Below are 12,654 nucleotides of genomic sequence, written 5' to 3'. Positions count from 1 at the left end.
CGTGATTTTTCTGGTATTGATGTGTCTGCAAAATATCCTTTACATTGATTTTAAGCCTTTTACAAACTTGTGATGAGGTGCAATAACAATCGGTTGGAAAACGGTTGGAAAACGGTTGAAAAAGTATCAATATCAAAGTATATGATTAACAAAAAAAAGAATGCCCGGCGATCCATCACGGACAACCGAGCGAGAAACATTGTAATTGCAAAGATATGGAAGATTTCAAATATATCCTATTCCCATTACCTCTAATTCAAGAAATATTTAAAAAGCCAAAGAGCGGATTTAGCGATATTTTCGATGTAGGGATATACCGTGTATCTCAAACCCTCCAAATAAACGAATACAACGCATTAAAACAGCTCATGTATTGTTATTATCGCGGTGGACTAACAAAGAGCCTTCAAAGAGAACTTTATAGGCTTGAAGAAGGTAATATATTTTACAGAGATGAGTATTATAACGGATTTAGAAGTTATGAATTTATCCCAGATACAGAAATAGAAAGTATTTATGAGTATTGCAAGGAGCATCTGGATCTGAAAAATGAGATAGAAGAATTTAGCCGGCTAATGAAAGTAAAAGATGTCCTTGCAATAAAATTTGACATATCCTCTGTTGCTAAAATTTATAAAACTTATCATGCTGCTTATAATGGGTTTCACAATCAGCCGCTTGTATCAATCAGTCAAAAAATGATGTTTGATTTCTATAAGAACACAAAAACCGACTACGAAAAAGCATTGTTCGCCATGTATGCCGGAATACGTTCTATTATTGGCAATAAAGATTTTGCAGAAACTACCGGCAGTATGATTAAGTGCAGAATGTTCGGGGCTAAGAATCAATCCGAATTGGAGCTTATTTTAAGTGATAAGAAGGTGAAATCTGCATACAAGCAATATACGACGGATTATCACTATAAGAAGATGATAAAGGAGCTTGTAGTACGTGGGTTCTTACAATCTGAAATAGGATATAATAGACGTACTTATGTATCTTGCAAATTGGATATGAAAGGCTTAGAAGATGCCATTGTAGGGCATATAAAACATAAAAGTTTAAATTATAAAGTTAAACAGTTTGAAACCAGTAGATTACAGGCTATAAATTCAATAAATCACCGTCTTAATAAGTAACCCTCTTAATTAAAATCACCCTTATATCCGCCCCCATGTCCGCCCCCATGTCCGCCCGCATAAATAATATAACAAAATAAACATAGAAAATAAATATACATTATAGGATACATGACGTAAAGTCATGATTTCAAACAAAGAAAAAAATCAAAGAAAAAAGGTGTATGTTTTTCATGCACTTTATTCAATTTTTTCAATTCCATATATAGAGAGATCATATTTATCTTTAATAATATCTTTATTTAAGGTGCTGTTAGGTTGCTGTTGAATATGCTGTTGAGTTGCTGTTTATATTTAAGGTGCTGTAAATATGCTGTAAATATGCTGTTCCACGATAAAACGACTTTTTATCTGATTATCGCTATAAGAAGATGATGATCTTTCTATCAAAGAAAAAAAATATTTACCCTTACCGTAATCTTACCGTGATTTTCCCCTGTATTGTTGCTTTTACATATACCATTTTTGGGGTATGTAAAATACATCTTGATGAGGTGTGTAGTTAAACATTTGATTTATAGGTTTTTCGGAATTCCGACAGGGCATTTATAAACTCTACCGCTTGCCGGCAACAAAGGCGTAAAAAATATTCCGTTTTCCGGCAACATTTTATATTAAAATATTCCATTAACCAGTATTTTAGTTATAAAGAAAAAATCCCTGCAAACTGATAATCAACATGTTAAATATAGCGGAAAATTCCGCCGTATTCAATAATACAAAATTGTGCAATTCCCTTTTTTATTGCATCGGAAAAATCGGACTTTTTATGCTATCATTTGTTAGTTTTGTTACGTTTGTTACATCATGATAGCATTATTCAAAATTCAAATCTAAATAGGGGAAATTCCCCCCATTTAAAGCAAAAGGATTTGTTAAATCCGTAGATTTTACGGAATAAAAAAAGTGCATGAATTTCATGCACTTTTATTCAATTATCCTTATATTTGCAACCATCTTAGCCCGGGCAGGCTAAGATGGTTGAGTACTGTCGGAGTCCGCTTGCACATGGATTGTGTGGGCGGGCTTTTTAAATACCCCTTTTTTAGGGGATTTACATACAGTCTATAAATTTCTAGTATTTCTATCTATACTATCTAATTTGTTATAGAGTTGGCTAAACATCTTCTTTTGTAGGGTATATATATCGTCCAAATAGCTATTTATTTGCACCATTTGGAGAATTGTGTTATCAAACCCTGCTTGATTGATTTTAAGGAGTGAATTTGCAGCCACATTCAACAAAACAAGTTGCTCCTTACTCACTTCTCCCGCTATCTGCAAAGCTGTAAACCGGCCGTTTAATTCTGTTGCTGTATCTTGTGACATGGTTTCAAAACCTCCGACCGTTGATTCTTGCTCGGTGGTAGAACCTGTTCCAAATTGTGCATTGATAGCGGCGGCTCCCGCTTCAGCTCCTTGAATGATTGAATTTTTTAGGTTATCCAGTGCGGCCTGTTCTTCCGGGTCGATTTCTCCGTCTCCTGTTGCCTCCGCCCACATCTCATACCATTTGCGCATTTCAGGTTCATATTGCTTTACATACATGGCTTTAATGAGTGCTTTTCTCATATATTCTGCGATGTCGTCCGCAATGTCCTCCGCTCCTTTCTCCACATCATACAGGGACTCTAATATGTCATCGGAGAAAGATTCAAAAGATATGCCCGTGGCGTTCTCCATCTCTCGCTCTGTCGTCTCTTTAATATCATTCTCCGCTTCGACAATCTGCCTTATATACCCTTGTGCTTCACTATCCAACTGTGCTATAAATAGAGGAGCTTCCTCCATTAGTTTCTCTAATTGCTCAGCGGGAAGGTTAAATATGTTAGTCATGTTTTTTGACATCATATCGATTAACTCTTGCGTTGACATACCTAGTGCGTCAGCGGCTTGCTGCCAACCTGCGGCGGACATGTCGTTAAAACCTTGGCGTCCCTTCGATTTTTCCCCGGACTCCCTAGATTTGTAATATTGCGCACCCAATGCCCGTGCCGCATCTGCCTGTTTCTTGGTTAATTCTATCGCTTTGTCATAGGCCGCCTGTGCGTTTTCTCCTGCCAGCGAATCGGCCAACTCCAATTGCTTATCGATTACCTGATCCAATATATCTATATATGACTCGTACACCTCCCTTGATTCTTCGTACTTCTCATACGACGACTCTTGTTTAAATAGCCCTGCTATTTTTGTCGCGACTTGCAGGGCTGCACCTACAATCGACAGTATTACGGAGGCCTTTTCTACATTCTGAATTGCCGTAGATGCAGCTTCGGCCGTTCCTGACATGGCAGTAGAAGAACTATTTGCAAGTGTTACAATACCATCAATCATTTGTAATGTAGAAGAGGAGATACTTCCGGCTGCGGATATAATTTCACCGACCGTGCCCCCTATTGTATCTCCAAGTTCTTCAAACTCTCTTTCTACCTTAGATAAGGTTTTATACAACTCCTGCCACTCCTTGATACTTCGTTTATCCGGCGATGTGCTTTCTTTACTTTTTATATTGGCGATTTGGTTTTTCGTTGCCGTTACCTTTGCACGCTGTACCGCAAGTTCGTTCCCGTTTGCCCCTCCTTCCTTTTCCATGCGTGCTAATTCCTGTTCCGCTTCGGTAAGCAACCGTTCCAGTTCGTCCAAACTCATATTTGTTATACTATTTGCCCACGTCTGGAACGAAACTTCACGCATGGCAAATTCTTTATCGACGGCGTTTAATGCTTCATCTCGCTGATAGGACAATTCAGCCTTTTGTGCCTCCGTACCTCCTGCCGCTTCCAACTTCTCTAAATCACTTTGGTATTTCTTTTCAACGCTTAAACGCTTCGTTGTATAGTCTTGATACTTGGTGAGAATATTGTTATAATAATCTGCCATTTCGTTGGACTGCTTCTGTTTGGTATATTCTGACATGCGGTCAAACATCGATGTATCAACAGAGACTGAGGAAGGGTCAAACGTCTTTTTTTTGTAGTTTTTATCTTTGGCGGCTTTGGCGTTCTCCTCAGCTTCAAATATTTGTTTTTGTGCCTCCGTAACTTTACGGATATATTCCTGTTTATCTCTTTCGATGGCTTGTAACTCTATTTTGTTGTTCAGTTCACGCTGCCTCTTTTCTTTTTCTATGCCGTCCTCTAACGTATTTATATAGGCCTGTTCTACTTGATTCTCCAAATCCGTATCAAGTCGTATTCGTTCATTTTTATTTTTTTCACGGAGTTCGTTAATCTTGTTTATCTGTTCGTTATAAGCGTTCATGTCAATCGATCCGGTGGGATTTGCATTTGAAAGAGCAAAAGCTCCTACATCGATAGATTTTATTAACGCTTCATTTGCATCTTCAAAATCTTTCATCGCCTTTGTATTCTTCTCCAACGCCTCTACCCTGCGGTTATACTCTTTTGCTTCTGCCGTTAGGGCTTCTCCTGTTTGTACATATCCAGTTATAGAGCCACCTACAACTGTCGTTGTACTAGCTTTTCCCCCCTTTGAACTTTCTTTGTGTCTATTAGTCCAATTAGTATCCGCATTTATCGCCTTTTGTAATTGATACATCTTACCGTAATTCTCCTCTACAATTTTCATTGCTGCTCTTGCCTGTGCAACCTTCAATATGTTTTCGGTCAAGTTTCGGTAAGCATTAGCCGCATCCCCTGCTAGAATAGCCTCGTTTGTCAAATTACTGAAATATTCGGGATATTTCCTTTTCAATTCGTCTGCTGCTGCGTTTTTCTCCTCTAATGATCTGTTTTGGTCTTGTGTAGCTTTATATAAAATATCCAACTCCGCACGCTCCGCCGCCGATTGCTTTGCGGCCTCGTCCATAACCCGGCTTAAATTCCGTACATTAGTCGCTGTTTTATCCACAGCGGCAGAAGCACGGAATAATGTACTGATCCATTCCGTAATCTTGTCTCCATACACGACAAGCAAAGTAGTTGCGACAGCGAGTCCGGTTCGTAAATTGAATACAGACTTTAACAGCTGCCTCCAAACGGGAGTAGCACTTTTACCGGCCTCAACCAGCATTTTGTATTCATTTCGAGCCGACGAGAGGGCATCTTTGAATGGACCTATGTTATTACTTATCGCTAAAAAAAACATTTGCGGACCAAATGCCAGTGCAGGAAGTTCTCGTGCAATTTGTGCGACACTGAATCCCAAAGCATCGAATCTGATTTTTGCTCCCGCCGCATACTTGTTCATTGACAAGGATGCTTTGTCAAGTTGCGTTTGGGTCTCCTGTAAATTTCTCAGTAGCGCAGCCCCCTCTAAACCCTCCCTTTGGGCTTTGGATAAATTCATGTAGTCAGTAGTAAGAAGCAACACCTTTGCGTGTAACCCTGCAATAGAATCTCCTGCTATCTTTCCGGCTACACTTTCAGCTCTCAAATTAGCTTCACTCTTTTGTATAGCTTTTGCGAGTTCTTCGTGAAGTACAGTTAATCGGGCTTGTGACTGAATATATGAATCCAAATCCACATTTCCCTCCTCGAACAGCGCATTTAATCCGGATTGCATCTTTTCTACCTGCTGCAAAGCGAGTATATTGCTCTGTATGTCTTTCGTGTATTGTTGCGCTTCCTTAGACATTTTGTTAAATGCGTCCCTGCTTTGTTGGTCAAGCCGTTTAAAATTCTCTCCCAACAACGAAAAATCGATGTCTTTACCGAGATCTATTTTAGTGCTGTTAGTCTTATTATATACCTTTGAAAGTTCATTTTGAATCTGGTGTATTTTCTTTAATACATCGTCATTCGTTCCTGAAAATTTAAAATTAATTCCTGCCATATTTTTTAATTTTATAAGTTCAATTAAGGAAGTATCAATCTCTGAAAATGCTTTTGATTAGTTTCATGTTTGCCGGGTCATCGGCATTTATTACGGCTCCGCCTTCCTTTAAATGTGCCGCCTTAAATTCTTCTTTGGTTAAACAAACGCTATCTGCGTGGTCGTAGAATAACATTTGCAATGTAGTAAGATTCAAACCCCAAACTACAAAGTCCGGTTTCCACCCATAACGGGAGCAAGCAAAATCTATCAATCCCCCAAATATGCTATTTCCGCCAAACGTTACAACATAATCCTTGCTTCTGACTTTGGCTATTTTCCTCCGATTTTCAGTGTCCCTATCCAATCCGAAATGTTTAATAAAATCTTGCAAATCCGTATTAGTGATAACCGTAAAAAAGAGCGTTGCCAAATCCTTTATATCGACCGTATTAAGAACAGATTCCCGTTTTTTTATTAACGCATCGTTAAACATATCTCTTTTACGTCGTATCGTACTGTACGCCAATATTCTAAGCACTTCGGGTTTATTATTCTCACATAATTTTATAACCTCCTCGAATGGTTCGTTTTTTGCTCGTTCCGGGTCTATATTCAACTGTTTTTTTAGGTTCTCTAAAATAAGCTCCCGCCCCAAAGTTGGGGGATAGATACGATATTCTTTGTCTCCTACTTCAAACCGCACAGGGACATCGCCCAGCACATCGATAATTTTTTGTGAAATCTTTTCTTTCATACACCTAAAATATTTCAAGTTTATCTATTTCTACTTCAATCTTCGTTTTTAATTTCCGTTCTGTTTCTTCCCATTTTCCCCTTGCCCAAAGTTCGGTTGATGAAAGTACGTCTTTATTATCCATCGCTTCTACAAATTCGGCATAGTTCATTCCGGCGACTACAACAAGAGAAAAACCGGAACTTTCTGCAAAAGTCTTTGCGGTTTCTTCCAAATAATTTTGCCCTTCCTGTTTCCCTTTGCTCCCGTTGCCTTCCGGTGCAGAAGTTGACATAAAACCCCCTCTTTGGACTTCTTTTCCTTCATACAGCACAATATATCCTACCGAACTACGCAAGTTTCCGGTATGGTCGTACCAACTTTCATCACCTGCTCTATCACGTACTCTTTTCACGCATTCTTCTCCGAGTTCGCACAAAGTACGAATAGTATTACTCTCGATTATCTCTTTGCATTTTGAGACATATCCGGCCGGGTCAATCATCTTTGGCATGCTCTCCTCCTTTCTGCTTCTGTTCGAGCCTATCGGCCGCATTTTTAATTATTCCCGCCAATATACGAGCGTATGACACGCTTAAATCACGGTAGACATTTCCGACATGGAGGCGGATAACCTCTCCGGCATCCTCGACTTTGACATGTCCGTATTTTACACGTTTCACCATAACAAACAATATTTAATTACATCACAAATATCTCTCTCGCTTATTTATTTTCGATTTGCGGGGGTTTCTCCTTGAAAACGATAAATTATACCAAACAGGAAAGAAACGCTCTTAAATCGCCTTATTTTGCCTTGTTTCTCAAAAAATAGGGAGGTGGATCGTTTAGGTATGTACCCACCCCCCTCCGTTGGGTTGCGTGCAGCTTCACACGCCTGTGTTATGCCGTTTTAGAATGTGTCGGACAACCTATCTAAAAAAGCATCTTCTTCCGGTGATAACTCCTCCGGTTTAGTTATTCCGACGATAGCATCTATCTCCTCATCGGAACAGGCATCCCGTTCGACTATCGCCTCTCTCAGACGCTTTTTTATTTTTTCTACTTTTGTGCGGGCTTCCATTTCGGCTTTGTCGTATTCGTTACCAAATACCCCTTTCCCCTTGCCGGCCAGAACATCATCTAATGCCCTGTTCCATTCTTTCTTCGCTTCTTTTAGCACATCTTGCAGTGCAAGTACTTTTACTTCTTCTTTTCTCATAATCTTTATTTATAAGTAGTTAAGTATTCTTTTCAGCGATATGTATGCCTTGTATAAATCCTCTCTCGATACAAAGAATTTCTCTCTGCCCGCAAAGTCGGAAATGAACCGTCCGGACAAATCAACCGTTTCTATTGCTGTTCCCATCTTGTTGAGTAATTCCCTTACCCTCAAAAATAGTTCGTCCGCTTCTTTCCTTGTCAGCGCATACACACAACACCCGGCAGTGACGAGTACTTTCTCGCCGTCTGCTTTAATTTTAAATTTTACTGTTTTTTCCATTTTTCAAATTGTTAAATATTTGTTTTTATTGGTCGTTTCAATTCCCAGAACGTCATCGAGACACTGTATTTGCTTGTCGGGGCTAAAAAGGCAGATCAGATTCTCCCCCGTCTTGTAGGCTGCCAGTATCTCCTGCTGCCAGCTTGGCGGCGATGGCTTTTGCAAACTCTGCATATCGCTCCTGTTTGGTCTTTCCGGTAGCAGGACTTTTATTGTTTTCATACTTTTTCTCGTTGTTTGCCCATGTGGCGAGCCGTTTGGATAGTTCCCATGTGGGTTGTTTCTCGAATCTCATTTTCGTTTGGGAGGCGTTCATCTCCGACCAATAGTCGAAGAATGACCGTAGCATTTCTTTCCCGTATTTGTCGGCATAAGGAAATAGGGAATGATAAAAATCTTCTTTCCTTTTGAGTGTGGCGGCGGACGCCGCATTTTTCTTTATACTCTCGTTAGAGAGTATTTCTTTTTTATTATTCTTATCCTTATTCTTATCCTTATTCTTATTCTTATTAAGGGGTTTCTTAGGGGTTTCCTCTGGGGTTTCCTCTGGGGTTTCCTCTGGGGTTTCCTCTGGGGTTTCCTCTGGGGTTTCCTCTGGGGTTTCCTCTGGGGTTTTTTTCGTTGCTTTTTTATTCTTTGGCCTACCCCCCAAAGATCCATATTCCGCCCCCTTTTTACCGTTATTTACACAGGCATCATAACGTCTAATCGATGAGTCGATATTTGGTTTTATCAACTTCCATATAATTTTACATATCGGGGTTAAATCGGTAGGCTCAATACCCAGAAAAGCGTAATCGGTCAAAGCCTCATAAATGGCAAGTTTTTCCTTTTCATTTTCAAGTCCCATTATAGCATCCTTGAAACTCCAAAAGAACGAAAAAACATCTCGTTTCGGGTTTTCCTTGTCTGAATTATTATTCATAATATCTCTTTTTTAAAGTGTCTGATTTGTCCGGTCTGTCGTTCTAATTCAACCCTATGTTATTAAGCGGATCCATTTCTTCTAAAATCGTCCATTCAGGAAAATATCCAAGAGATTTTATAATGCTCTCGCCTACCTTATTCTTCATATCTTCCAGTGAGTTAAACCCGATAGCCCTCGCAAATCCGTTGTCTATTTTCAACTCTTTAAGATTCGTATTTTTCCATATCTTAAAGGTGAGCGGTATGTTATCAAATACGTTATCGACAACTATTTTATACTTGCTCGTTTCTTCTATTGTTTTTACATTTCTTTTCATCGCCTTGTATAATTATAACACGTTTGATTGTTTCCTTAAATAATTGAGAATCTCGTCAAAACCGCCCATACACAACTGCTTGCAATACGAGGGTATGAGCACTTTTGCACCCTCCAACACTATAAGCTCTATTTCCGACGGTATGATTTTCTCGGCTTCCGATGTGGCGGTCTCGTCTTGGTGGATTATGAACAGAAAACCGTCGTTTTCATACCCGTACAGCGGGTTAGGCTTTTCTTTCCCTTTTACCGTGTATGTTTGCACCGTCGGGGCATAGCCATACGCATAACCGCTCATTTTACCGTCCATAAAATAATCCTTCAATCCTGTAAAATTTAGGCTGTCTTTGGCTTGTAGCCTCATCTGTGGCGCACTTGATTTGTAGCTCGTCTTAGGTACGAGAAACATAGATACACGACCGTCACGGCCTTTTAATTTTTCCATTGGCGCATAGTTGCCGGCGGTCGCCGTAATCACATACTTAGGTGTCTTACTGCCGTTTCTCTCCAATGACAAACGGGCATAATAGATAATATTGGGGGTTATCATTTTACACCCCCTCCCACGCAATACTCTTGCGCTTTTTGCCCTATTTCCTCGTCGGTAGATACCCGGTTACTCTGCATCCACTCTTCAAGCTCGGATCTATTAAAATAACACATTTTACCGGTCGGGCTTTTGTAATGCGGGACTTTACGCCCCATTGTCAACTTGTACAAATAACTCATCGATACACCCATGTAACGGGCTGCTTCTTCACTTGTCAATACTGGTTTTGTGATTCCGATAATGTTTTCCGCAATATAATCGGCAAACTCTTTTGCTTTCTCTTCCATATTTTTTTGATTTGAGAATTAAGGCTTTCAGAGCTGAGGTGCAAGGCTCGCCCGTCTTTACCCGTTGTAATCTTCTGGGATAGGCTTGCACTCGCTATCCCTCTGAATACATGGACAAAGATATAGGGTATAAGAAATAAAAAAACACACCGGTGTTATACCGGTGTGTTTAGTCGTTTTGAACCAAAATCACACAAAAAAATATGAAACTTACTTATTAATACCAGTATGCAATAGTATTTTTAGCGTTTATTCTGTGGAAGTATAACATAATTCATCGAAAATATCATCTACCTTATCATGTCCTTTTGGTAAATAATTATTATCCCCTTCCATACTACGCGCATCCATTCCATTGATTTGTAACCAATTTTTTCTTGCATTCCCTAAATTTTTCCACCCAAATTTTAATTTAAAAAAGTTCCAATTTGTAGTCGGATTCCCGTTTGAATATTTTTTTGAAAGATTCAATTCTGACGATACCTCTTGACAAAAGTAGTCTTGTAATTGTTTTGTGTCTAACCAATTGTTATTTTTGTCAATAAGCCCCTTATCTATGGCGACTTCAACTATATCCTTTAATCTTCCGTCCTCAATAAGCATAATATCCCTATCATTATCAACCGTTATTTTAGTTGAATTACTATACTCATTTATTATGCTTATTTGGCACATTGTTTTACTCAAACATGTATAAATTTCATGCCCTATATTATCTAAATAACAATACAATTCATGAACAAAATCCACCCCTTCATCGATCTCGTTTTTACAGCACGTATAATCTATATACTTTTCTAGATACATGTTTGATTTTTTACTCATAGCAAACAAAATTTCCGCCTTTGTTTTTAAATCTATTGGGCTGTTTTCTATCTGTTCAAATTGATATTTAATGCGAATTTGCCCAAAGATTATATTTTCAAAATCCGATAATTTTGTGTCTAATTTAGACCATTTTATAATATAGATTTCATTTTTCCATAACTTATACCTGCAAAGTGAAAAACCCATTTTTTCACAACATGTAATAATTTCATAGTACTCTTTGCAAAGCTGCTGCATATCAACTTCTGACTCCCTGTTTTTCATATCGTTCTATTATAATGTTCTTGCAATAAGTTGATTAAATATCAAGTTCCGGAAGGCTGTTTATAGCGTCTTGTTTTAGCTTGTCTATGGCGTGCATATACTTTTCTGTCATTTGTAGGCTACTATGCCCCAGAAGGCTCGATACCGTCTTTATATTAGCTCCGTTATTAAGGATATTTACAGCAAAACTATGCCTCGCACAGTGCCAACTAATATTTTTATTGATTCCGGCTCTTTTTACCCAACGTTTCAATGATTTTAAGCACATTTCATAACTCGGCAAAGGAAATATCAAATCGTCCTTGCTATTGGAGTTTGCCGGCATACCTATCAACTTTAACAAACTATCGTTAAGAGGTATAACAACTCCGCTTTTTGTGCTATGTCCTTTTGTCTTGTTCTGCTCAAACCTCAACAGCTTATTAGAATAGTCCACATCGGCAAATGTAAGCTCTTTAACATCACAAAATCGCAAACCGCAGTAGAGACAAAAAATAAATGCCCTTCTTATATTGGGATTCTCATTTTCTCGTTTTGTACTTATCAAAAGTTGTATCTCCTCCTGTGATAGTATTTCTTTCCTTAGTTGGCTGTCATCTACTTTTATAGAAATCCCGGAACACGGATTTATCCGCATTACACCATGCTCGACTGCATGTTTTATCACTTTCTTAAAACGTGCATATAGGCTTCTCGCCCCCTCCCCGACACTCCTGCTTTGCAAATACTCTGAAAAGGATAGAATCATATCCTTAGTAATCTGATCCGGCCTAATCATATCCTTATACTTGTTATATTCCGGTGTCTCATTAAGAAAATCGACAAACCGCCCAAATGCAATCCGGACCATTCTAATATCTTTCTTAGTGTAATTATCTATATATGTCTGGAAATAGTCTAAAAAATTTACTTTTCTATTGCTTTTAAGTCTATATCCTTCTGTCATTTCTAACAGTTCCTGCCCCTTCTCAAACCTTATCTTTTTTGCCAATTCCAACGTATCTTTATTCTGTTGCCTCTCTATCGGTGTCCTCGGTGCTTGCCAGAGGTACAAAGACAAATGCTCCCTTTTCCGGTCTTTCCTCATAACTTCTCTGCCAAGTTTTTCGTTATATATTTTTTGATACCCCAAATAATAATCGAGAAACAAACTTTCTCTACCGTCCGATAATACCTTAGCCCCAAGTTTGGGGTTATCTGTCGTATCTTGACTAATAATATATGTATTATCGCTCCTCAACTTTTTTTTAGTAGCCATTTCTTTTAAATTCCTTTGTTTGCAAATATAGGAATTTTTTTATTCTGGGTAGCCAAAGGGTAGCCAAAA

General features: G+C 38.7%; 13 protein-coding genes. 1 reads left to right on the top strand and 12 read right to left on the bottom strand.

Annotated elements, in window-relative coordinates; translation table 11 throughout:
• Window positions 1-215: 215 nt before the first annotated feature.
• A complete protein-coding gene (locus QVD32_RS06945; RefSeq protein WP_287710184.1) occupies window positions 216-1,142 on the top strand; it encodes a hypothetical protein in 927 nt (308 codons plus the stop codon).
• A gap of 1,065 nt (window positions 1,143-2,207) precedes the next feature.
• Here the strand turns inward: QVD32_RS06945 and QVD32_RS06940 are convergent.
• The 12 genes from QVD32_RS06940 to QVD32_RS06885 all read right to left on the bottom strand — a co-directional run bounded on the left by QVD32_RS06940 (window position 2,208) and on the right by QVD32_RS06885 (window position 12,585).
• Complete coding sequence (locus QVD32_RS06940) at window positions 2,208-5,936, bottom strand: hypothetical protein (RefSeq protein WP_287710183.1); 3,729 nt, start codon at window positions 5,934-5,936, stop codon at window positions 2,208-2,210.
• A 34-nt stretch (window positions 5,937-5,970) separates the two neighbouring features.
• Window positions 5,971-6,672, bottom strand: a complete 702-nt coding sequence (locus QVD32_RS06935) for a hypothetical protein (RefSeq protein ID WP_287710182.1) — start codon at window positions 6,670-6,672, stop codon at window positions 5,971-5,973.
• A 4-nt stretch (window positions 6,673-6,676) separates the two neighbouring features.
• Window positions 6,677-7,165, bottom strand: coding sequence for a hypothetical protein (locus tag QVD32_RS06930; protein ID WP_287710181.1), 489 nt, complete (start codon window positions 7,163-7,165; stop codon window positions 6,677-6,679).
• Complete coding sequence (locus QVD32_RS06925) at window positions 7,149-7,337, bottom strand: hypothetical protein (protein ID WP_287710180.1); 189 nt, start codon at window positions 7,335-7,337, stop codon at window positions 7,149-7,151. The genes QVD32_RS06930 and QVD32_RS06925 overlap by 17 nt, the downstream gene beginning before the upstream one ends.
• Before the next feature lie 227 nt (window positions 7,338-7,564).
• Window positions 7,565-7,873 (bottom strand): hypothetical protein, encoded by a 309-nt coding sequence (locus QVD32_RS06920; RefSeq protein ID WP_287710178.1) that lies wholly within the window; start codon window positions 7,871-7,873, stop codon window positions 7,565-7,567.
• A 9-nt stretch (window positions 7,874-7,882) separates the two neighbouring features.
• Window positions 7,883-8,155, bottom strand: a complete 273-nt coding sequence (locus tag QVD32_RS06915; protein WP_287710177.1) for a hypothetical protein — start codon at window positions 8,153-8,155, stop codon at window positions 7,883-7,885.
• 82 nt (window positions 8,156-8,237) lie between these two features.
• Window positions 8,238-9,080 carry a DUF6291 domain-containing protein gene (locus QVD32_RS06910; RefSeq protein ID WP_287710176.1) on the bottom strand — a complete coding sequence of 281 codons (843 nt, stop codon included), beginning with the start codon at window positions 9,078-9,080 and terminating at the stop codon, window positions 8,238-8,240.
• A 43-nt stretch (window positions 9,081-9,123) separates the two neighbouring features.
• A complete protein-coding gene (locus QVD32_RS06905) occupies window positions 9,124-9,399 on the bottom strand; it encodes a hypothetical protein (RefSeq protein WP_287710175.1) in 276 nt (91 codons plus the stop codon).
• 12 nt (window positions 9,400-9,411) lie between these two features.
• A complete protein-coding gene (locus QVD32_RS06900) occupies window positions 9,412-9,948 on the bottom strand; it encodes a hypothetical protein (protein ID WP_287710173.1) in 537 nt (178 codons plus the stop codon).
• Entirely contained in the window at window positions 9,945-10,235 is a 291-nt protein-coding gene (locus QVD32_RS06895; protein WP_287710172.1) for a helix-turn-helix domain-containing protein, read from the bottom strand. Before QVD32_RS06895 ends, QVD32_RS06900 begins: the two co-directional genes overlap by 4 nt.
• 249 nt (window positions 10,236-10,484) lie before the next feature.
• A complete protein-coding gene (locus QVD32_RS06890) occupies window positions 10,485-11,327 on the bottom strand; it encodes a hypothetical protein (RefSeq protein ID WP_287710171.1) in 843 nt (280 codons plus the stop codon).
• Between the two features lie 34 nt (window positions 11,328-11,361).
• A complete protein-coding gene (locus QVD32_RS06885; RefSeq protein ID WP_287710170.1) occupies window positions 11,362-12,585 on the bottom strand; it encodes a tyrosine-type recombinase/integrase in 1,224 nt (407 codons plus the stop codon).
• Window positions 12,586-12,654: the final 69 nt, after the last annotated feature.

The sequence above is a fragment of the Barnesiella sp. genome, assembly GCF_022723415.1.
GTDB classification, from domain to species: domain Bacteria; phylum Bacteroidota; class Bacteroidia; order Bacteroidales; family Barnesiellaceae; genus Barnesiella; species Barnesiella intestinihominis.
Note: the sequence above shows the minus strand (reverse complement) of the source record. Positions and strands in the feature narration are given on the sequence as shown.

Bases quoted from the DNA above. Each gene is read 5' to 3' on its own strand.
- QVD32_RS06945 (WP_287710184.1), top strand. From the start codon at position 216: ATGGAAGATTTCAAATATATCCTATTCCCATTACCTCTAATTCAAGAA.
- QVD32_RS06940 (WP_287710183.1), bottom strand. From the start codon at position 5,936: ATGGCAGGAATTAATTTTAAATTTTCAGGAACGAATGACGATGTATTA.
- QVD32_RS06935 (WP_287710182.1), bottom strand. From the start codon at position 6,672: ATGAAAGAAAAGATTTCACAAAAAATTATCGATGTGCTGGGCGATGTC.
- QVD32_RS06930 (WP_287710181.1), bottom strand. From the start codon at position 7,165: ATGCCAAAGATGATTGACCCGGCCGGATATGTCTCAAAATGCAAAGAG.
- QVD32_RS06925 (WP_287710180.1), bottom strand. From the start codon at position 7,337: ATGGTGAAACGTGTAAAATACGGACATGTCAAAGTCGAGGATGCCGGA.
- QVD32_RS06920 (WP_287710178.1), bottom strand. From the start codon at position 7,873: ATGAGAAAAGAAGAAGTAAAAGTACTTGCACTGCAAGATGTGCTAAAA.
- QVD32_RS06915 (WP_287710177.1), bottom strand. From the start codon at position 8,155: ATGGAAAAAACAGTAAAATTTAAAATTAAAGCAGACGGCGAGAAAGTA.
- QVD32_RS06910 (WP_287710176.1), bottom strand. From the start codon at position 9,080: ATGAATAATAATTCAGACAAGGAAAACCCGAAACGAGATGTTTTTTCG.
- QVD32_RS06905 (WP_287710175.1), bottom strand. From the start codon at position 9,399: ATGAAAAGAAATGTAAAAACAATAGAAGAAACGAGCAAGTATAAAATA.
- QVD32_RS06900 (WP_287710173.1), bottom strand. From the start codon at position 9,948: ATGATAACCCCCAATATTATCTATTATGCCCGTTTGTCATTGGAGAGA.
- QVD32_RS06895 (WP_287710172.1), bottom strand. From the start codon at position 10,235: ATGGAAGAGAAAGCAAAAGAGTTTGCCGATTATATTGCGGAAAACATT.
- QVD32_RS06890 (WP_287710171.1), bottom strand. From the start codon at position 11,327: ATGAAAAACAGGGAGTCAGAAGTTGATATGCAGCAGCTTTGCAAAGAG.
- QVD32_RS06885 (WP_287710170.1), bottom strand. From the start codon at position 12,585: ATGGCTACTAAAAAAAAGTTGAGGAGCGATAATACATATATTATTAGT.